This is a genomic window from Micromonospora sp. NPDC048170 (assembly GCF_040652795.1).
GTDB lineage: Bacteria > Actinomycetota > Actinomycetes > Mycobacteriales > Micromonosporaceae > Micromonospora.
The window spans coordinates 99,934-120,401 of the sequence record NZ_JBEZMR010000005.1 but is presented as its reverse complement, the minus strand read 5'-3'; the positions used below and the strand labels follow the sequence as shown (position 1 = coordinate 120,401).

The following is a 20,468-nucleotide window of genomic DNA, read 5'->3' as shown; positions in this document are numbered from 1 at the left end:
GCCGCTTCTCCCCTAGACTCCGTGCGGCCATCGGCGCAGCCCGCGGACCGCTTCGGCGGCCAACGCGAGGACTGTCCGATGAGGACAGGCGACACGGGGAGGTTGCGGGGTGCGTTTCCGACGACGGGTCATGGTGACCGGGGTGGCCGCCGCCTGCGTGGTGGCCGGGGTGGTCGTCGCGGTGGTGCCGACGCTGGACGGCAGCGACCGCACACCGGCCGCCGCGACGGAGGCCGGTGCGTCGACGGAGGGCGGCGACGTCAACTCGACGGACGCCCCGCCCGCCGCCAGCCCCCGCCCCGGCAGCCGCGCCGGCAGCAGCCCCGGGACGGCACCCCGGCCGGTGACCGTTCCCACCCGCCCGGCCGCCACGATCGCCAAGGGCAGCCCCGCCTCCGTCTCCTACCTGCGCGAGCGGTACGCGCTCGGCCCGCAGGAGGCGGCCCGTCGGCTCGCGCTACAGGAACTCTCCGCCCCGCTGGCCGAACGCCTCGCCAAGGAGTTCCCCGGCGAGTACGGCGGCATGTGGCTGGACCAGGCCGCCGGCGGCGTCCTCACCCTCGCCGCCACCGACGTCGTGCCCGTGACGGCGGCGGTCAGCGGCGTACCGGACGCGGCGCACGTCCGGGTGGTGCCGGTGCGGCACTCGCTGCGCGAACTCACCGACGCGGCGGCCCGGCTCGCCACCGCCCTCGACGCCGCCGCCGGCACCGACGTGGTGGTGGACCAGCAGACCAACGAGGTGCTCGTGCTCACCGGCGACCGGATCGCCACGGACGACGCCCGGCTGGCCGGGGCGCTCGCCACCGCCGGGGTGCCGGCCCGCGCGCAGGCCCGGATCGCCGACACGGCCGTGCAGAAGGCCTGCGACCCGCGCTACTGCGCGAAGGCGCCGATGCGCGGCGGCATCCGGCTGGACGTGCCGCGCGACGACGGCACCGTGGGCGGCTGCACCTCCGGCTTCAACATCACCGTCGCCGGGCGAAGCCCGTACGTGCTGACCGCGGGGCACTGCGTCGTCGGCGGGCGGCACCAACTGGTGGACCGGACGTGGCACCAGTTCCTCGGCCCGAAGGTGCCGGTGACCGTGGAGGCGCCGAACGCGGGCCTGGCCGAGAACGCCTACCCGTACGACTACGCGATCATGCCGTACCAGCCGGGTGCCTCGGCCCGCTGGTCGTCCTCGGGCGGCGGCACCACCGGCCTGGTCAACTACTGGTGCGTGCCGGACAACCCCCGGTGCGGGAGCACCGGCAGCCGGGACGTGCCGATCACCGGGCACGTGCCGTGGAGCGCCGTCCAGACCGGCTGGGTGGTCTGCGCGACCGGCGCGGCGTACACGCCGAAGGCCGGCGAGCAGTACGTCGACTCCGGGGCCGGCTCCGGCTACCTGCCCGGCACCCGCTGCGGGGAGATCGTCGGCAAGAGCAGCGGCGGTATCGACGTCCGGATCTGCGCCCGCCCGGGCGACAGCGGCGGGCCGCTGTTCACCGAGACCGACGGCAAGGCGCTCGGCATCCTCTCGCACGGCGACCCGGGGCAGGGCGCCTGCACGAACCCGAACGAGAGGAACTCCTACGCCCCGGTCTCCACGATCCTGGACCGGGCGAACGCCCGCACCAACAATCTGATGCGGATCAGGCTGGCCACCAGGGGTGTGGAGGCCCCGGTCCCCCGCTGAGCGGAGCCGGCGGCCGAGCCCAGGCGCCCGGTTAACCCGTGGTCCGGTGCTCGGCCGCTGCCTACGATCGACGGATGACCGATACGGAGAGGACGGCCCGCGCCGACATCCCCGAGCGTCCGACCCTGGACGGGCTCGAGGAGACCTGGGCGCGCCGCTGGCAGGAGAAGGGCACGTACACGTTCGACCGCGCGAAGCAGCGGTCCGACGTGTACGCGATCGACACTCCGCCGCCGACCGTATCCGGCGAGCTGCACATGGGGCACGTCTTCTCGTACACGCACACGGACGTGGTGGCCCGGTTCCAGCGGATGCGCGGGCGGACGGTCTTCTACCCGATGGGCTGGGACGACAACGGCCTGCCCACCGAGCGCCGGGTGCAGAACGTGTACGGCGTCCGCTGCGAGCCGGCGCTGCCGTACGACCCGGAGTGGCAGGCCCCCGAGACCCCCGTGAGCGAGGCCGCCCGCAAGGACCCGACCCCGATCTCCCGACGGAACTTCATCGAGTTGTGCGAGCGGTTGACCGTGACCGACGAGCAGGTCTTCGAGGCGCTCTGGCGGCGGCTCGGGCTGTCCGTGGACTGGTCGCTGACGTACACCACGATCGGCCGGATGGCCCGGGCGACGTCGCAGCGGGCGTTCCTGCGGAACCTGGCCCGGGGCGAGGCGTACCAGGCGGAGGCACCGACGCTGTGGGACGTCGGCTTCGCCACCGCCGTCGCGCAGGCGGAACTGGAGGACCGGGAGCGGCCCGGGGCGTACCACCGGCTGCGGTTCGCCGGGCCGGGCGGGCGCGAGGTGCTCATCGACACCACCCGCCCGGAGCTGCTGCCGGCCTGCGTGGCACTGGTCTGCCACCCCGACGACAAGCGGTACGCCGACCTGGTCGGCGACACCGTGCGTACGCCCGTCTTCGACGTGCCGGTGCCGGTGCGGACGCATCCGCTGGCGGACCCGGCGAAGGGCACGGGTATCGCGATGGTCTGCACCTTCGGCGACCTGAACGACGTGACCTGGTGGCGGGATCTCCAACTGGAGACCCGCGTGGTGATCGGCCGCGACGGTCGGCTGCTGCCCGAGCCGCCGGCCGGCGTGCCGGCGCAGCCGTACGCGGCGCTGGCCGGACGGACCGTCAACGCCGCCCGGCGGACGCTGGTCGAGTTGCTGGCCGACACCGGTGACCTGGTCGGCGAGCCGCGACCGATCACCCACCCGGTGAAGTTCTACGAACGCGGCGACCGGCCGCTGGAGATCGTCTCGACCCGGCAGTGGTATCTGCGCAACGGCGGGCGCGACACGGGGCTGCGCGACGAACTGCTGGCCCGGGGCGGGGAGCTGCGCTGGATGCCGGAGCACATGCGGCACCGCTACGCGCACTGGGTGGGCGGCCTGACCGGTGACTGGCTGGTCAGCCGGCAGCGCTTCTTCGGCGTGCCGGTGCCGGTGTGGTACCGGCTCGACGACGCTGGCGAGCCGGACTGGTCCCAGCCTCTCACGCCGGAGGAATCCGCGCTGCCGATCGACCCGTCCAGTGACGCCCCGCCCGGGTTCGCGGAGTCGCAGCGGGGCCGGCCGGGTGGCTTCGTCGGCGACCCGGACGTGCTCGACACCTGGGCCACCTCGTCGCTGACCCCACAGATCGCTGGCGGGTGGGAGACCGACCCGGACCTGTTCGCCCAGGTCTTCCCGATGGACCTGCGCCCGCAGGGGCAGGAGATCATCCGCACCTGGCTGTTCTCCACGGTGGTCCGGTCGCACCTGGAACACGGGGTCCTGCCCTGGCGGGACACGGTGCTCTCCGGCTGGATCCTCGACCCCGACCGGAAGAAGATGTCCAAGTCCAAGGGGAACGTGGTCACCCCGATGGCGCTGCTGGAGCAGTACGGCTCCGACGCGGTCCGGTACTGGGCGGCGAACGGCAGGCCGGGCATGGATCTCGCCTTCGACCCTGCTCAGATCAAGGTCGGCCGGCGGATGGCCACCAAGCTGCTGAACGCGTCGAGGTTCGCCCTCGGGCTGGGCGCCGCCGAGGCGTTGCGCGCTCCGGCGACCGAACCGCTGGACCGCGCCATGCTCGCCGAGCTCTCCGGCGTGGTCGCCGCCGCGACGTCCGCACTGGAGGCGTACGACCACACGGCCGCGTTGCAGGTCGCCGAGAGCTTCTTCTGGCGGTTCTGCGACGACTACATCGAGTTGGTGAAGGAACGCGCCTACGGTTCCGGGCCGGGGGCGGAATCGGCCCGGGCGGCGCTGGCCACCGCGCTCTCGGTGCAGCTGCGGCTGTTCGCCCCGGTGCTGCCGTACGCGACCGAGGAGGTGTGGTCGTGGTGGCGGTACGGCTCGGTGCACCGCGCGCCCTGGCCCACCACGTACGAGGTGGAGCGGGCGATCCAGGGCGGTGGCGACCCGGAGTTGCTGCGGCTGGCCGCCGACGCGCTCGGCCAGGTGCGCCGGGCCAAGTCGGAGCGGAAACTGTCGATGAAGGCGGAGGTGCCGCTGGCCGAGGCGCTCGGCCCGGCGGCCCTGTTGGAGCAGCTGACCGTGATCGCCGACGACCTTCGGGCGGCCGGCCACATCGCCAAGCTGGACCTGCTGCCCGACCGCACCCCGGAACTGGTGATCGCCTGCGCCTTCTGAGGCACCGACCCGCCGTCCCGCCCGGGGCGGCGGGTCACCAGCCGCGCAGAAGACGCAGGCCGAGGAGGAAGGCGACGACGGCGGGGCCGACCAGCAGGGTGATGGCCTGGAGGCGGTACGGCATCCGGTGCCGGGTCAGCTCCACCGCGTTGCCCAGCACGATCACGCCGGCCAGCATCAGGAAGGCACCCCACATCGGGGCGGCCCCCACGTCGAGCAGGCCGACGCGGGTCAGTTGGAGCGTCCCGCCGAGCAGCAGGGCGCCGTCCAGCGCCAGCAGGGAGACCGCCCGGTGCAGGCCCCGGGCCAGCGGGTGGACCAGCCGCCAGCGGTAGGTGCCGGCGACCGCCAGGCACGGCAGGATGATCATCAGGGGCCAGCCGCGCCCGAACACGCCGAACATCAGCAGCGCGCCGACCGCGAACACCAGCGCGCCGAGGCAGGCGACCACGTAGCCGGCGAAGGCACGCCCGCCGCCCCTGGCCAGCAGTGGCCCGCCGGTGGCGGCGATCAGCGCGCCGGGGATCAGCACGAAGCCCGCCCACCAGTGGAAGTGCCCGGTGGCCTGTGCGGCCGTGGTGGTGGCCGCCGCCGCCAGCCCGGCCACCACGAGGCTGACCATCCTGTGCCGGCCGGCACCCGGATAGGACTCCCGCGACATCACCAGCCCCGTCTCCGCGCTCACGCAGTCAGCCTCGCCCAGCCGGCCGACCCGGTCCATCCGGGCAGCCCTACCATCGGGGGTCGGGCTGCCCGGACGGCCTTGGCGTGCGCGGTCAGCTCGTCTCGCCGGCCACGCTGAACGAACGAAGACGGTCGATGGCAAGCGCGGTGAACCCTACGCTGATCAACGCGGCCATCACCGTGGCCACCGGCACCGAGACGCTGGTCTCCAGCAGCCCGGTGGGGGCCAGCCGGTCGGCGAGGGTGATCACGTACTGCTGGACGGAGAGCACCTGGGTGCCGCTGACGATGTTGCCGAGCAGCCCCTCCCAGATCAGCACGTAGACCAGGCCGAGCAGCACCGGGCGCCGGGTGACGAGGCTGAGCGCCACGAACAGCGCCGAGTACGCCAGCGCACCCACCGCCGACGCTGCGGCGAGCGCCAGGCCGAGGCGTACGGAATCGGCCAGCACGCCCGCGACGTAGATCGGCACGGCGACGGTGACCGCGGTGACTCCGGCAGCCACAGCCAGCTTGGGCAGCACGATCTGCCAGCGCGGCAGCGGCTTGGTCAGGATGTGCACGATCGTGCCGTCGTCGATCTCGGCCCCCAGCACGCCGGTGCCGACGATCAGGGCGACCACCGGGAGCACCACGGCCAGGCCGAGGCCGATCAGCACCGGCGGACCCCACTCGCCCGGGTCGACCCCGAGCGCGCGGGAGAGCACGGCGAGCAGCACCAGCACCACGGGCAGCGGCAGCAGCAGGAGGAAGCGGCGACGCCCGAACAGCCCCCGCACGGTGATCCAGGAAACGGTAGACATGGGTTCAGGCCTCCACCAGGTAGGAGAAGACGCTCTCCAGGGACTCGTCCTCGGGCACCAACTGGCGCACCCGGATGCCCTCCGCGAGGGCGATCTTCGGCAGGACGCGGGTGAACGCGCCGTAGTCGCCGGCCCGCACGGTCAACCCGGCGCGGCCCAACTCGACCCCGGTCACCGACTCCTCCGCCATCAGCGCCACGGCGAGCGCCCGGTCGTCGGTGGAGTGCACGGCGAAGACGTGCGGCCGGTTGGTCATCAGCCGGCGGATGGTGCGGAAGTCGCCGGAGGCGGCCAGCCGGCCGGCGACCATCACCTGGACGGTGCCGGAGACCTGCTCGACCTCCTCCAGGATGTGCGAGCTGAACAGGATGGTGCGGCCGGCGTCACCGAGGCGGTGCAGCAGCTCCATCATGTGCAGACGCTGGCGCGGGTCCATCCCGTTGAACGGCTCGTCGAGCAGCAGCACCTGCGGCTCGTGCACCAGCGCGGCGGCCACCCGGGCGCGCTGCCGCATGCCCTTGGAGTACGTGCCGATCCGGCGGTTCTGCGCGCCCTCCATCTCCACCAGGGCGATGGCCTCGCGGGCCGCCGCCGCCGGGTCCGGCAGCCGGTGCAGCTTCGCGCTGGCCAGCACGAACTCGTACGCGGTGAGGAAGGTGTGCACCGCCTCCCGCTCGCTGACCAGGCCGAGCCGGCGGTAGACCTCGGGGTTGCGCCAGGTGGGCCGGCCGTCCAGGCTCACCGCCCCGCGCGACGGGGCCAGGAATCCCGCCATCATGTGCAGCAGGGTGGTCTTGCCCGCGCCGTTCGGGCCGAGCAGCCCGGTGACCCCGGGGCCGAGGCTCATGCTGACGTCGTTGACCGCCACCACGTTGCCGTACCAGCGGGAGACGCCCGCGAGGTCGAGCGTGCTGACGGCGGCGGTCGGCGTCCCCACCGCCTGGTTGGTGCTGATCGTGGTCATCGGGCGGCCACCTTCCGGTATCGCAGCAGCAGCAGGGCGACGCAGCCGGCCACGAGCAGCACGGCGGCGACCCCGTAGACGGGGCCGAAGTCGCCGATCGGCACTCCGCTGCGGCCCTCGGGCACCAGCAGGTCACCGAGCGCCCAGGTGCCCACGCCGCCCACCAGCGTCGACGGCGAGGCGAGGAAGGCCAACTCGTTGACCGCCTGGGACGGCATGATCGACAGGGTGCCGACGATCGGCGTGGTCATCAGGAACACGGCCACGATCCCGCCGGCGGCGAACGCCCGCTTGCCGGTGAGGGAGGCGACCAACAGCCCGACGGAGGCGAAGACCACCGCCCAGAGCCCGGCGTAGAGCAGGCCCGGCAGCAGGTCGAGCAGCTCGTTCCAGACGCCGCGCATGCCGTCGCCGGTGGTGAAGGCGGCGCCCAGGAACATCACCAGTTGCGGCCCGCCGAGCAGCAGCCAGAGCGCGGTCGCCAGCGCCAGCAGCTTGGCCAGCGGGTAGTCCGACCGGGGCAGCGGCCGGGAGAAGTAGAGCGGCAGCACCCCGCTGCGCAGGTCGCGGGAGACCAGCTCGGGGGCGACCACCGCGACGAAGAAGATGACCAGCCAGCTCATGTTGTCGGCGAACTGGGCGTACGTCAGCACCACCTCGCCGATCTGGCTGCGTACCGCGGTGACGCCGGCGGCCACCACGGTGACGATGCTGACCACCAGCCAGGGGAAGATCTTGGCCTTCGCGCTGCGGCCCAGCCCGAACGCCGTCCGCAGGCCGTGCAGGTAGAGCGCCCCGAAGACGTGCCGGCGGCCCAGCCGGGGGCCGGTGTAGCGCTGGTAGCCGATGTCGTGGATGACGCCGGTCGGCTCAGGCATGGCTGGGCTCCCTCGTGGCGAAGAGTTCGGCCACCCGGTGCCGGCGCTGGTCCAGCCGGTGCAGGGGCAGGTCCAGTTCGGCTACCGCGCCGAGGATCAGGTCGTAGGTGGCGTCGTCGGCCAGCTCGACGAGCAGCAGCCGGCCGTCCCGACGGACCGGCAGGTCGAGCGCGGCCAGCCGCGCCGCCAGCTCCTCCGTGCCCTCGCTGACCTCGACGGCGAGCACGTCGGTGGCCGAGGTCATGGCGGAGATGTTGTCGGCACGCAGCAGCCGCCCGCCGTCGATGGCGACGAGGGTGTCGCAGATCCGCTCCACCTCGCCGAGCAGGTGCGAGCAGACCAGCACGGAGATGCCGAACTCGGTGCCGATGCGGTGCACCAGCGCCAGCATGGCGTCCCGGCCGGCCGGGTCCAGGCCGTTGGTCGGCTCGTCGAGCAGCAGCAGGTCGGGGTCGTGCACCAGGGCCTGGGCGAGCTTGACCCGCTGCTTCATGCCCGTCGAGTAGCCGCCGACCGGGCGGTAGCGCTCCTCGTAGAGCCCGACGTGCCGCAGCGCCTCGGAGGCCCGCTCCCGGGCGACCGTACGCGGCAGGCCGCTGACCTGGGCGAGGTGGGTGACCAGCTCGGCTGCGGAGAGATCCGGCGGCAGGGCGTCGTGCTCGGGCATGTAGCCGACCCGGGCGCGGACCCGGGCGGAGTCGGTGGTCGGGTCGAGGCCGAGCACCCGGACCCGGCCGCTGGTCGGGGGGAGGAGGCCGAGCAGGATCTTGATCAGAGTCGACTTGCCGGCGCCGTTCGCGCCCACCAACCCGATGATCCCCGGCTCGACCGCGACGGTCAGGTCGGCCAGCGCGGTGACCCCACCCCCGTACGTCTTGGTCAGCGACTCGGTCGCGATCAGTGTCACGTCGTACAGCGTAGGGAGCCGACGCCCCCTCTGGGCAGCGGCTCGCCCCCGGTGCTCCCCTGATCCTGGCGGCCCGCGTCCCCTAGGGTCCGGGGCCTCGCGGGCCCCCGGAGCGCGGCCGGGTGGAGTGGCGCTCTCGACCGATCGCCGACCGGCTGAGAAACTGTGTGCCGGTCAGCGTGGTTTGGGGGATGGATGAGCAACAGCTGGGTGCTGCCCGACGAGGTGCTCCGGGACGCGCCGGCGTACACGCCGCGCCCCGGCGAGCTGGCCGACCTGGAGTTGCTGCTGACCGGGGCGTACGCCCCGCTGGCCGGCTTCATGACCCGCGCCGACCTGGTCTCGGTGAGCCGCCGGAGTCGGCTCGCCGACGGTTCGCCGTGGCCGGTGCCGGTGACCCTCCAGGTGCCCACCGCGCTCGCCCAAGGCCTCGACCCGCGAGACGGGGCACGCCGCACCCTGGTGCTCACCGACGGGGAGGGCGCGCCGGTCGCGGCGCTGGAGATCGCCGACGCGTGGCAGGTCCGCGACGGGGTGGCCGGCGTCGGCGGCACCGTCCGCCGGCTCGGTGACGGCGGCCACGGGCCCTTCCAGCGGCTGCGCCGCACCCCCGAGGAGATACGCCCGCTGCTGCCGTCCGGTCGGGTGCTCGGGGTGGTCGCCGACCGTCCGCTGCACCGGCCGCAGCTCGCCCAGATCGCCCACGCGGTCCGCACGCTCGGCGCCCACCTGCTGGTGATGATCCCGGTCGGCGAGGACGGCCTCGGCGGGCTACCCCCGGAGGCGCTCGTACGCAGCGTCTTCGCGGCCCGCGACCGGATGCCGCCGGCCACGCTCGTCGCCGTGCCGCTGTCCCGCCGGCGCGACGAGATCAGCGACGCGCTGCTGCGGGCCCGGGTGTCGGCGGCGTACGGCGTCACGCACCTGCTCTCCACCGGCGAGATGCTCTCCGGCGCCGGCCTGCGGGTGCTGGTGCCGCGCGAACTGGCCTACGACAACCGCGACGGGCAGTGGCGCTGGCGGGAGGACATCCCCCCGCGCAACCGGCGCCTGGCGCTGACCCAGCCGGAGATCGACGACCTGCTGGACCGGGGCTTCCCGCTGCCCGAGTGGCACACCCCGCCGGCGGTGGCGAAGGAGCTGGCCCGGGCCCGGCCGCCGCGGCGGCACCGGGGCCTGGTGATCTTCCTTACCGGGCTCTCCGGCTCCGGCAAGTCGACGATCGCCCGGGGTCTGGCCGACGTGCTGCGCGAGCAGGGCGACCGGACGATCACGCTGCTCGACGGGGACGTGGTGCGCCGCGAACTCTCCGCCGGCCTGGGCTTCAGCAAGGCCGACCGGGACCTCAACGTCCGGCGGATCGGCTGGGTGGCGGCCGAGATCGCCCGGCACCACGGTGTCGGCATCTGCTGCCCGATCGCCCCGTACGCCCAGGCCCGCGCGACCGCCCGGGACATGGCGCTGGCCGCCGGCGCGGGCTTCCTCCTGGTGCACGTGGCGACCCCGCTGGAGGTCTGCGAGCAGCGCGACCGCAAGGGCCTCTACGCGCGGGCCCGCGCCGGCCTGCTCACCGGGATGACCGGCATCGACGACCCCTACGAGGTGCCCACCGACGCCGACCTGGTCGTCGACACCAGCGCCCTGACGATCGACGAGGCGGTCGAGTCCGTCCTGCACCATCTGACCGAGACGGGATGGGTCGAACCCAAGCTCCAGTCCATCTGATCGCACCCGTCGCCGCCGCCCTGGTGTTCACCGACCAGTCGGTGGTGCTTGCCGACCAGTTGGGCGAGCTGGTGGTCGTGCCGGTGACGGGTGCGGGACGGCCGGCCACGACAGGTGAGGGGACGGCGAGGTGAAGCGCACCGCGACGAAACTGGCCGACGGCCGGGAACTGATCTACTTCGACGAGCGGGACGACGCCGTCCGGGACCAGCCGGACCGGCGTGAACTGCCCCCGCCGCCGCCCGCGTCGCAGCTGCGCCTCGATCCGCTGACCGACGAGTGGGTGGCCGTCGCCGTGCACCGGCAGACCCGCACCTTCCTTCCGCCGGCCGACCGCTGCCCCCTCTGCCCCAGCACGGACGGTCGGCAGAGCGAGATCCCGGCGCCCGGCTACGACGTCGCCGTCTTCGAGAACCGGTTCCCCTCACTGAGCGGCCGGGTGGCCGACGAGCCGGCCGAGATCACCCCGTTCACCCCGGCCCGGCCCGGTCTGGGCCGCTGCGAGGTGGTCTGCTTCACCGACGACCACCACGCCTCCTTCGCCTCCCTCCCGCCGCGCCGGGTACGCACCGTCCTCGACGCGCTCGCCGACCGCACGACGGTGCTCGGCGGACTGCCCGGGGTGGAGCAGGTGTTCTGCTTCGAGAACCGGGGCGTGGAGATCGGCGTGACCCTGCACCACCCGCACGGTCAGATCTACGCGTACCCCTTCGTGACCCCGCGGACCCGGGCGCTGCTGGCCGCCGCGCGCCGGCACGCGGAACGCACCGGTGGGCGCAACCTCTACGCCGACGTGCTCGCCGCCGAGCGGGCCACCGGCGACCGGGTGGTCGCCACCAACGAACACTGGACGGCGTACGTCCCGGCGGCGGCCCGCTGGCCGTTCGAGGTGCACGTGGCCCCGCACCGGCCGGTGCCGGACATCCCCGCGCTCGACGATGCCGAACGGGATGCCTTCGGGCCGCTCTACCTGGACCTGCTGCACCGCTTCGACGGGCTGTTCGACGTGCCGATGCCCTACATCGCCGCCTGGCACCAGGCACCGGTACGCGTCGACCGCGAACTGGGCCACCTGCACCTGCAGCTGTTCAGCATCCGGCGCGCGGAGGACAAACTGAAGTACCTGGCGGGCTCGGAGTCCGCGATGGGTGTCTTCATCAACGACATCGCCCCCGAACGCGCCGCCGAACTCCTCCGCACCGCGTGAAAGGAAGGGCCCCTTCCTGACGCCTGCGGTAGAGCAAGGGCCCCTTCCTGACGCCCGGCGAGCGGTGGCGGATGGCCGGCGGGCGGTGGCGGATGGCCGGCGGGCGGTGGCGGATGGCCGGCGGGCGGTGGCGGTGCGGTGGCGGGCCCGCGTTCGGCGGCGCCAATCGTAGTGGAGACAGGGCGCGGGGGGCCCGGGACAGGGCCCCCCGCAGGGAAGGGACGGCTGGCTGTGCGCGACAGCCGGGAAGGCTGGCTGATCGGCACGCATGCCGCGAGGCGACCGCGGTCAACCTTCCTGGACGCGACTGGCATCTCGTCCACCCAGGTCAACGAGGCGCGCCGAGGTAGGTGACGCAGTCGGCGTGTCATCCCACGACACGCCGCCCACCCACGCCCGGCACATCCCCCGCACCGGCCCGTCCACGCCCACCGCCTTCGCCAACCGGCTTCGCCCACCGCCTTCGCCAACCGGCTTCCCAACATCGTGCGCACACCCGCCACCCGTTGCTGCCCACTGCTGCCCACCGCCAACGGCCAGACGAGTAGATCTTGGTAGGAATCCGCCCCCAGAAGGGCCGTTCTCTACCAAGATCTACAACCGCCCGCTGGCGGCGAGAACGGCGAGAACGCGCAGGAGCCCGCCGGCGGTGCCGGCGGGCTCCTGTGTGAACGGCGGCAGCACGAATCAGGTGCCGCCAGTAGGCGCGTGGAGGATCAGGCGGAGAGCCTGCGCGCCAGGTTCTCGTCCAGCGCGTTCATGAACTCGTCGGTGGTCAGCCACGGGGCGTCCCGCGAGATGAGCAGCGAGAGGTCCTTGGTCATCTGGCCGCCCTCGACGGTGTCGACGATGACCTGCTCCAGGGTGTTGGCGAACTCGGTGACCGCCGGGGTGCCGTCCAGCTTGCCCCGGTGGGCGAGGCCCCGGGTCCAGGCGTAGATCGACGCGATCGGGTTGGTCGAGGTCTTCTCGCCCTTCTGCCACTGCCGGTAGTGCCGGGTGACCGTGCCGTGCGCGGCCTCGGCCTCGACGGTACGGCCGTCCGGGGAGAGCAGCACCGAGGTCATCAGGCCGAGCGAGCCGAAGCCCTGCGCGACGGTGTCGGACTGCACGTCACCGTCGTAGTTCTTGCAGGCCCAGACGTAGCCGCCCTCCCACTTGAGCGCGGCGGCGACCATGTCGTCGATCAGCCGGTGCTCGTAGGTGATGCCGGCGGCGTCGAACTCGGCCTTGAACTCGTTCTCGAACACCTCGGCGAAGATGTCCTTGAACCGGCCGTCGTACGCCTTGAGGATGGTGTTCTTGGTGGACAGGTAGACCGGGTAGTTGCGGTCCAGGCCGTACCGGAACGAGGCGCGGGCGAAGTCCCGGATCGACTCGTCGTAGTTGTACATGCCCATGGCGATGCCGCTACCGGGGAAGTTGGCGACCTCCATCTCCATCGGGGCGCCGCCGTCGGCCGGGGTGTAGGTGACGGTCACCTTGCCCGGGCCGGGCACCACGAAGTCGGTGGCCTTGTACTGGTCACCGTGGGCGTGCCGGCCGATGATGATCGGTTTGGTCCAGCCGGGGACCAGCCGCGGCACGTTGGACATGATGATCGGCTCACGGAAGACGACGCCGCCGAGGATGTTGCGGATGGTGCCGTTCGGCGACCGCCACATCTTCTTCAGGCCGAACTCCTCCACCCGGGCCTCGTCCGGGGTGATGGTCGCGCACTTGACGCCGACGCCGTGCTCCTTGATGGCGTTGGCGGCGTCGACGGTGACCTGGTCGTCGGTCTCGTCGCGGTGCTGGATCGAAAGGTCGTAGTAGTGCAGGTCGACGTCGAGGTAGGGCAGGATCAGCTGCTCCCGGATCTGCTTCCAGATGATCCGGGTCATCTCGTCGCCGTCGAGCTCAACGACCGGGTTGTTTACCTTGATCTTCGCCATCGGCCGGCGCTCCTCTCGGGGGACACGTGCTCAAGCAGTACGAGCGTACTGGAAACTGGTCGGCAGCCCCCAGCCGGCCTCGGTCGGGCCGGAACGAAACGAAAGTGCACGGCGCAGAAGGGCACTGGCATGATCGCCGGATGCCGCTGAGCCGCATCCTCGGGTCTATCACGGTCACCGCGATCACCGACGGCGAGGGGCCGTTCTTCCAACCCCGCGCGGAGGCGTTCCCCGACGCCACGCCGGAGCACTGGCACGCCGCCGACCTGCGCGACCCGGCCACGGTGACCGCCGACGGACGATGGTGGCTGCCGTTCCGCAGCTTCGCCATCCGCACCGGGGACGGGCCGGTGACCCTGGTCGACGCCGGGATCGGCCCGGCCGGCTCCCCCGCCTCCGGCTGGGCGCCGGTGCCCGGCCGGCTGCCGGCCGAACTCGCCGCCGCCGGCATCGACCCGGCCGACGTGCGCACGGTCGTGCTCACCCACCTGCACACCGACCACGTGGGCTGGGCGGTCACCGGCACACCGGGCACGCCGTACTTCCCCAACGCCGACTACCTGCTCCAGCGGGCCGAACTGGCCGCCGTGGGGCACCTCAACCCGGGGCTGGCGGCCGGCCTCATCGCGCCGTTGCGCACCGCCGGCCAGCTCCGGGTGGTAGACGGCCCGGAAAGGCTCGATCCGAGCGTACGGCTGCTGCCGACGCCGGGACACACGCCCGGACACCAGTCGGTGCTGCTGGAGGTCGGAGACGAGCGGCTACTGGTCACCGGCGACCTGCTGGTGCACACCGTGCAACTGGTCGACCCCGAGCTGGCGTACGCCCACGAGGAGGACGCCGCCGCGGCGCGTGCCTCGCGGGTGGCGCTGCTGCGCGACCTGGCCGCGCGGGGCACCGCGGTGCTGGCCACCCCGCACCTGGGCGAGGCGTTCGTGACGCTGTAGGGGGGCACGCAACGTCGAGGGGGCACGCCGGAGGACCGGCGTGCCCCCTCGACGGACGGATCACATGGAGGCGACGTCGCCCTGCTTGGCGCGGACGGCCTCGGCGGCCTCCTTGAGGCTGGCCAGCTCGTCGGCGTCCAGGCTGGTCTCGACGACCCGCTTGACGCCCTCGGCGCCGATCGCGGCCTCGACACCCAGGTAGACGCCGGAGATGCCGTACTCGCCGTCGACCCAGGCGCAGACCGGCATGACCTCGCCGGAGTCCTCCGCGACGGCCTTCGCCATCCGGGCGGCGGCGGCGGACGGCGCGTAGTACGCCGAACCGGTCTTCAGCAGCGCGACCACCTCGGCGCCACCGTTGCGGGTCTTGACGACCAACTCCTCGATCTGCTCGGCCGGCATCGCCTCACGCAGCGGCTTGCCGTCGACGGTGCTCTGCGACGGCACCGGCACCATCGTGTCGCCGTGCGAGCCGAGGGTCAGGGTCTTCACCGACTTCACCGGGACGCTCAGCGCCTCGGCCACGAAGTTGGTGAACCGGGCCGTGTCCAGCATGCCGGCCTGGCCGAGCACCCGGTTCTTCGGGAACTGCGTGGCGAGCTGGGCCAGCGCGGTCATCTCGTCCAGCGGGTTGGACACGACGATGACGACGGCGTTCGGGGCGTACTTGGCGACGTTCTCGGAGACCTGACGGACGATCTTGGCGTTCGTCGCCAGCAGGTCCATCCGGCTCATGCCCGGCTTGCGCGGCAGGCCGGCGGTGATCACCACGACGTCCGAGCCCTCGATCGCCTCGTAGCCCTCGCCGTTCGGGCCGGTGGTCACGCCGACCACCTTGGTCTCGAAGCCCTCGATGGCACGCGACTGGTTGAGGTCCAGAGCGAGACCCGCGGGCTTGCCCTCCACGATGTCGGTGATCACAACGGTGTCGAAGACGTCGTACTCGGCCAGGCGCTGTGCGGTGGTGGAGCCGTAGAAGCCGGCCCCGACGACAGTGACCTTCTTACCCATGGTCGTCCCACTCCCTGCTACCAGTCGGTTTTCCGGACCGTATCAGTCATCCTGGCACCGATCCGGGCAGGGGCGGACAGTTATGACCTCGCTCGGCTGCGCAACCGACCCCCACCACGGCTCAGCCGCGTTCGGCCCGCTCCACGACGTTGGTCAGCAGCATCGCGCGGGTCATCGGGCCGACGCCGCCCGGCATGGGCACCAGCTTGCCGGCCACCTCGGCCGCGTCCGGGGCGACGTCTCCGGTGTAGCGGCCCTTGCCGTCCGGGCCGATCACGCGGGTGATGCCGACGTCGACCACCACCGCCCCCGGGGTGACCATGTCGGCGGTGAGCAGGCCCGGCACGCCGGCCGCCACGATGACGATGTCGGCGGCCCGGGTGTGCGCGGCCAGGTCGAGGGTGCCGGTGTGGCAGAGGGTCACGGTGGCGTTCTCGCTGCGTCGGGTGAGCAGCAGGCCGAGCGGACGGCCGACGGTGTTGCCGCGGCCGACCACGGCGACCTTGGCCCCGCGCAGCGCCACCTCGTGCCGCCGGAGCAGCTCGACGATGCCGCGCGGGGTGCAGGGCAACGGACCGTCGTAGCCGAGGACCAGCCGGCCGAGGTTGACCGGGTGCAGGCCGTCGGCGTCCTTGTCGGGGTCGATCAGCTCCAGCACCCGCTGGGTGTCGAGGTGCCCCGGCAGCGGCAGCTGGACGATGTAGCCGTGGCACGCGGGGTCGGCGTTCAGCTCGGCGAGCACGCCGTCGACCTGCGCCTGGGTCGCGTCGGCCGGCAGCTCCCGACGGATCGAGGCGATCCCCACCTCGGCGCAGTCGCGGTGCTTGCCGTTGACGTACGCCTGGGAGCCGGGGTCCACGCCGACCAGGACGGTGCCCAGCCCGGGGGTGATGCCGCGTTCCGCCAGTGCCTTGACCCGTGTCCGCAGCTCGTCCTTGATCTCGGCCGCGGTCGCCTTGCCGTCCAGAAGCGTCGCCGTCACGCCCAGATCGTCTCACGGTGGACGCCCGGCGATCCGACGACCTGCGGCAGCCCACCCTGCGATCACGAAGAGTTACGTGCGGTTAATCACTGTGAGTTACCTGCCGGCGGTACCAACCCCTGCCGGATCCGGACACGGGGGCAGGTCCGGCGACGAGCAGCCCCGGACGGCACGAGACGGCGCAGAGGGTACGTCACGCGCGGGGACCATCGGCAAAGCCGAGAGTTCCCGCAGTTAGGCATGGTTCCCACGCTCCAGGGGCCATAGCAGAGCCGGCCCGAAACGACAAGGTCGCCAGGCCCGCTCCGTTACCAGTTCGCAACCCGCACGTTGTCGATCCCCGACCCGCGACCTACCGTTGCCCATCGTTGCGCAGCGTAAACCCAGCGCCGGGCCTGACTGCGCATCGTGAGGAGATGAGGAGGCTACATGCGTGTTCGTAGGCTCGCTGCCTGGACCGCCCTCCCGCTCGCGGTGACCCTGGGCCTGGTGGCCTGCGGCTCGGGCGGCGATGGTGGATCCGGCGAGAGCAACCCCGACGCGGCCGTGCGGATCGAGATCGCCGAGCCGCAGCACCTGGTGCCGACCAACACCAACGAGACGAGCGGGTCACAGGTGCTCTCCGCCCTGTTCAGCCCGCTGGTCGACTACGACGAGGCCAACAAGCCGTACGAGGTGGCGGCCGAGTCCGTGACGTCCGAGGACAACAAGACCTGGACGGTCAAGCTGAAGGACGGCTACACGTTCCACAACGGCGAGAAGGTCGTCGCCGACAACTACATCGACGCCTGGAACTACGGTTCCTACGCCCCGAACGGCCAGAACTCCAGCTACTTCTTCGAGAAGATCGCCGGCTACGAGGACCTCCAGGGCGAGGCCCCGAAGGCCAAGACGCTGACCGGGCTCAAGAAGGTCGACGACCTGACCTTCACCGTCACGCTGTCCCAGCCGTACAGCGAGTTCAGGACCATGCTCGGCTACACCGCCTTCTACCCGATGCCGAAGGCCGCGTTCTCCGCGCCCGGCGTGCTGACCGAGTCCTACGAGCAGGCGCCGGTCGGTCAGGGCCCGTTCAAGATGAAGGGCACCTGGCAGCACGACGCCAAGGTCGAGGTCGAGAAGTACGACGCCTTCCCCGGCGAGAAGCCGAAGGTGGCCGGCGTCGAGTTCCGGATCTACCAGCAGCCGACCGCCGCGTACGCGGACGTGCTCTCGGACAACCTGGACGTCATCAAGACCATCCCGACCGAGAACCTGTCGACGGCCGGCACCGACCTCGGCGACCGGTTCAAGCAGAGCCCTGCCTCGTCGTTCCAGTTCCTGGCCTTCCCGACCTTCGAGAAGGAGTTCAGCAACCCGGACGTGCGCAAGGCGATCTCGATGGCGATCGACCGGGACGAGATCACCAGGTCGATCTTCAAGGACTCGCAGCAGCCGGCCCGCTCGTTCGTCTCGCCGGTCGTCGCGGGCTACCGCGACAACACCATCGGCGAGGCCGGCGAGTTCGACGCGGCCAAGGCCAAGGCCCTGTACCAGGCCGCAGGCGGCCCGGCGAAGATCGAACTGTCCTACAACGGCGACGGTGGCCACAAGGACTGGATCGACGCGACCTGCAACCAGCTCAAGGCCAACCTGGGCGTGGACTGCGTGGGCACCGCCGAGCCGAAGTTCGCGGACCTGCTGACCAAGGTCAAGGACAAGCAGCCGGTCGGCATGTTCCGGCTGGGCTGGGTCATGGACTACCCGTCCATGGAGAACTACCTGGGCCCGCTGTACAGCACCAACGGCTCGACGAACTACTACGGCTACAGCAACCCGGAGTTCGACAAGCTGCTCGCCGAGGGCACCAGCGCCGCGACCGAGGAAGAGGCGATCAAGAAGTACCAGGCGGCGGAGGACCTGCTGGCGCAGGACCTGCCGGTGATCCCGCTGCGGTACGGCCAGAACAACTTCGGCCACTCGACCAAGGTCAAGAACGTGGAGATGGATCTCTTCGACCGGATCGACCTGCTGAAGATCGAGGCCGTCAAGTAACACCACGGCATGACGGGTCGGGCCATCGGCGGACGGTGGCCCGACCCGCCATCTTCTTTGCCCTTTTTCAGAGAGACTGCCAAGTATGTTCCGCTTCATCCTGCGGCGCCTGCTCCAGATGGTCCTCGCGTTCTTCGGGACCACGCTGATCGTCTACGCGCTGATGTTCGCCGGCCAGGGCGACCCGATCCAGGCGCTCGCCGGCGAACGCCCGGTCACGGCGGCGCAGCGGGCATACCTGACGGAGAAGTTCCACCTCGACCGGACCGGCGTCGACGGCTTCTTCTACCGCTACTTCGACTACCTCAAGAACCTGCTCCAGGGTGATCTCGGGCAGTCCCTCACCGGACGTTCGATCGGGGACATCCTGGCCGCCGCCTGGCCGGTCACGGTCAAGCTGGCACTGATCGCCATGGCGGTCACCATCGTCTTCGGGGTCACCGCGGGCGTGATCGCCGGCATCCGGCGGGCCAGCATCTTCGACAACTCGACGCTGCTACTGACCCTGCTGGTGCTCGGCATCCCGACGATCGTGCTCGCGCCGCTGGCCCAGTACCTCCTCGGCGTCAAGTGGCAGCTCTTCCCAGCCACCGCCGGCGCCGACCCCGACCTGTACGCGCTCCTGCTGCCGGGCATCGTGCTCGGCTCGCTCTCGCTGGCCACCGCGCTGCGGCTGACCCGGACGTCCGTGGCCGAGAACCTGCGCGCCGACTACGTGCGCACCGCCCGGTCGAAGGGGCTGGTGAAGCGGCGGATCGTCAGCGTCCACGTGCTGCGCAACTCGCTCATCCCGGTGGTCACCTTCCTCGGCGTCGAGCTGGGCAACCTGATGAGCGGCGCGATCATCACCGAGGGTGTGTTCAACATCCCCGGTGTCGGCTTCAACCTCTACCGCGGCATCCGCACCGAGGACGGCCCACTGGTGGTGGGCATCGTCAGCGTGCTCGTCGTGGTCTACCTCGTCTCCAACCTGGTGGTGGACGTCCTGTACGCCGTACTCGACCCGAGGATCCGCTATGAGTGAGCGCAGCGAACGAATCATCGATGCAGTGCTTCGTGCCGGCGCCGAGCGCAGCGAGGTGCGGGCATGAGTGACTTCGAGACGGTCGCCGCCAGCGAGAACCAGGCCGCGCGGCGGGGGCCGTCGGGTGAGCCCGGCGCACCGGGCCAGGTGGGCGTACCGCAGAAGCCCCGCAGTCTGGCCGGCGACGCCTGGCGCGACCTGCGCCGCAAACCGATCTTCTGGATCAGCCTCACCCTGGTCGTGCTGGTCGCCGCCATGGCCGCCGTTCCCGGGCTGTTCACCGCGAACGACCCGCGCGACTGCGTGCTGTCCCGGCAGCACGCCGGCCCGTCCGGCGGGGCGATCTTCGGGTACGACTTCCAGGGCTGCGACACGTACTCCCGGGCGGTGTACGGCGCCCGCGCGTCGCTGCTGGTCGGCGCGCTCTCCGCGCTGCTCACGGGCCTGATCGCGCTCACCGTGGGGATGCTGGCCGGCTACTTCGGCCGCTGGGTCGACGCGGTGCTCTCCCGGGTGATCGACGTCGTCCTCGGCATCCCACTCCTGCTCGCCGCGATCGTGCTGCTCAAGCGGGTCAACAGCGACAGCTCGGCGATCCGGATCAGTGCGGTGATCTTCGTACTGGCGATTCTCGGCTGGACCACCGCCGCCCGCGTCGTCCGCTCCTCGGTGATCACCGCGAAGGAGCAGGACTACGTCGCGGCGGCCCGGATGCTCGGCGCCGGCGACGGCCGGATCATGCTGCGGCACATCCTGCCCAACGCGCTGGCCCCGGCGATCGTGGTGCTGACCATCGCCCTCGGCTCGTTCATCGCCGCCGAGGCGACGCTGAGCTTCCTCGGCATCGGGCTCAAGGCACCGACCATCTCCTGGGGCATCGACATCGACTCGGGCCGGGTGCACATGCGGGAGTCGGCCACCCCGCTGCTGGTTCCCTCGGTCTTCCTCGCGCTGACCGTGCTGGCGTTCATCATGCTCGGCGATGCGATCCGCGACGCCTTCGACCCGAAGCTGCGGTGACGGATGCGAACGAGCGCAGCGAGCCCCG

The 20,468-nt window shown here is 71.8% G+C and carries 17 protein-coding genes; 9 read left to right on the top strand and 8 right to left on the bottom strand.

Features of this window, described 5'->3' with window-relative positions; translation table 11 throughout:
• Positions 1-109: 109 nt before the first annotated feature.
• Both AB0D32_RS11050 and valS read left to right on the top strand, forming a co-directional pair.
• Positions 110-1,681: a trypsin-like serine protease gene (locus AB0D32_RS11050; RefSeq protein ID WP_357087721.1), complete on the top strand. Its 1,572-nt coding sequence runs from the start codon at positions 110-112 to the stop codon at positions 1,679-1,681.
• Between the two features lie 74 nt (positions 1,682-1,755).
• Complete coding sequence (gene valS, locus AB0D32_RS11045) at positions 1,756-4,320, top strand: valine--tRNA ligase (protein WP_357087717.1); 2,565 nt, start codon at positions 1,756-1,758, stop codon at positions 4,318-4,320.
• A gap of 34 nt (positions 4,321-4,354) precedes the next feature.
• Here valS and AB0D32_RS11040 read toward each other — a convergent pair whose 3' ends face one another.
• The 5 genes from AB0D32_RS11040 to AB0D32_RS11020 all read right to left on the bottom strand — a co-directional run bounded on the left by AB0D32_RS11040 (position 4,355) and on the right by AB0D32_RS11020 (position 8,556).
• Complete coding sequence (locus AB0D32_RS11040; RefSeq protein WP_357087714.1) at positions 4,355-5,005, bottom strand: hypothetical protein; 651 nt, start codon at positions 5,003-5,005, stop codon at positions 4,355-4,357.
• Positions 5,006-5,096: 91 nt separating this feature from the next.
• Positions 5,097-5,807: an ABC transporter permease subunit gene (locus AB0D32_RS11035; RefSeq protein WP_357087711.1), complete on the bottom strand. Its 711-nt coding sequence runs from the start codon at positions 5,805-5,807 to the stop codon at positions 5,097-5,099.
• A gap of 4 nt (positions 5,808-5,811) precedes the next feature.
• Entirely contained in the window at positions 5,812-6,771 is a 960-nt protein-coding gene (locus AB0D32_RS11030) for an ABC transporter ATP-binding protein (RefSeq protein WP_357087709.1), read from the bottom strand.
• Positions 6,768-7,649 (bottom strand): ABC transporter permease, encoded by an 882-nt coding sequence (locus AB0D32_RS11025; RefSeq protein ID WP_357087706.1) that lies wholly within the window; start codon positions 7,647-7,649, stop codon positions 6,768-6,770. Before AB0D32_RS11025 ends, AB0D32_RS11030 begins: the two co-directional genes overlap by 4 nt.
• Positions 7,642-8,556: an ABC transporter ATP-binding protein gene (locus tag AB0D32_RS11020; RefSeq protein ID WP_357087703.1), complete on the bottom strand. Its 915-nt coding sequence runs from the start codon at positions 8,554-8,556 to the stop codon at positions 7,642-7,644. The genes AB0D32_RS11025 and AB0D32_RS11020 overlap by 8 nt, the downstream gene beginning before the upstream one ends.
• A gap of 195 nt (positions 8,557-8,751) precedes the next feature.
• Here AB0D32_RS11020 and cysC point away from each other — a divergent pair, with 195 nt between their 5' ends.
• Genes cysC through galT form a run of 3 tightly spaced genes read left to right on the top strand, consistent with a single transcriptional unit; the run spans position 8,752 to position 11,488 of the window.
• Positions 8,752-10,281: an adenylyl-sulfate kinase gene (cysC, locus tag AB0D32_RS11015; protein ID WP_357087699.1), complete on the top strand. Its 1,530-nt coding sequence runs from the start codon at positions 8,752-8,754 to the stop codon at positions 10,279-10,281.
• Positions 10,251-10,415 (top strand): hypothetical protein, encoded by a 165-nt coding sequence (locus tag AB0D32_RS11010; RefSeq protein WP_357087696.1) that lies wholly within the window; start codon positions 10,251-10,253, stop codon positions 10,413-10,415. The genes cysC and AB0D32_RS11010 overlap by 31 nt, the downstream gene beginning before the upstream one ends.
• On the top strand, positions 10,412-11,488 hold the full coding sequence (galT, locus tag AB0D32_RS11005; protein ID WP_357087694.1) for a galactose-1-phosphate uridylyltransferase: 1,077 nt from the start codon (positions 10,412-10,414) through the stop codon (positions 11,486-11,488). The genes AB0D32_RS11010 and galT overlap by 4 nt, the downstream gene beginning before the upstream one ends.
• 716 nt (positions 11,489-12,204) lie before the next feature.
• Here the strand turns inward: galT and AB0D32_RS11000 are convergent.
• Entirely contained in the window at positions 12,205-13,422 is a 1,218-nt protein-coding gene (locus AB0D32_RS11000) for an NADP-dependent isocitrate dehydrogenase (RefSeq protein ID WP_357087691.1), read from the bottom strand.
• A 140-nt stretch (positions 13,423-13,562) separates the two neighbouring features.
• On the opposite strand from AB0D32_RS11000, the gene AB0D32_RS10995 reads away from it, so the two are divergent.
• Positions 13,563-14,369, top strand: a complete 807-nt coding sequence (locus AB0D32_RS10995; RefSeq protein WP_357087689.1) for an MBL fold metallo-hydrolase — start codon at positions 13,563-13,565, stop codon at positions 14,367-14,369.
• A 60-nt stretch (positions 14,370-14,429) separates the two neighbouring features.
• Here AB0D32_RS10995 and AB0D32_RS10990 read toward each other — a convergent pair whose 3' ends face one another.
• Positions 14,430-15,380, bottom strand: coding sequence for a malate dehydrogenase (locus AB0D32_RS10990; RefSeq protein WP_357087686.1), 951 nt, complete (start codon positions 15,378-15,380; stop codon positions 14,430-14,432).
• Positions 15,381-15,501: 121 nt separating this feature from the next.
• Complete coding sequence (locus tag AB0D32_RS10985) at positions 15,502-16,362, bottom strand: bifunctional methylenetetrahydrofolate dehydrogenase/methenyltetrahydrofolate cyclohydrolase (RefSeq protein WP_357087684.1); 861 nt, start codon at positions 16,360-16,362, stop codon at positions 15,502-15,504.
• A 429-nt stretch (positions 16,363-16,791) separates the two neighbouring features.
• On the opposite strand from AB0D32_RS10985, the gene AB0D32_RS10980 reads away from it, so the two are divergent.
• The 3 genes from AB0D32_RS10980 (at position 16,792) to AB0D32_RS10970 (ending at position 20,440) form a co-directional block, all read left to right on the top strand.
• Entirely contained in the window at positions 16,792-18,396 is a 1,605-nt protein-coding gene (locus AB0D32_RS10980) for an ABC transporter substrate-binding protein (RefSeq protein ID WP_357087681.1), read from the top strand.
• A gap of 85 nt (positions 18,397-18,481) precedes the next feature.
• Complete coding sequence (locus AB0D32_RS10975) at positions 18,482-19,420, top strand: ABC transporter permease (protein WP_357087679.1); 939 nt, start codon at positions 18,482-18,484, stop codon at positions 19,418-19,420.
• Positions 19,421-19,483: 63 nt separating this feature from the next.
• The gene (locus AB0D32_RS10970) at positions 19,484-20,440 is read left to right on the top strand and encodes an ABC transporter permease (RefSeq protein ID WP_357087676.1); all 957 of its coding nucleotides are present in this window, start codon (positions 19,484-19,486) and stop codon (positions 20,438-20,440) included.
• Positions 20,441-20,468 lie beyond the last annotated feature (28 nt).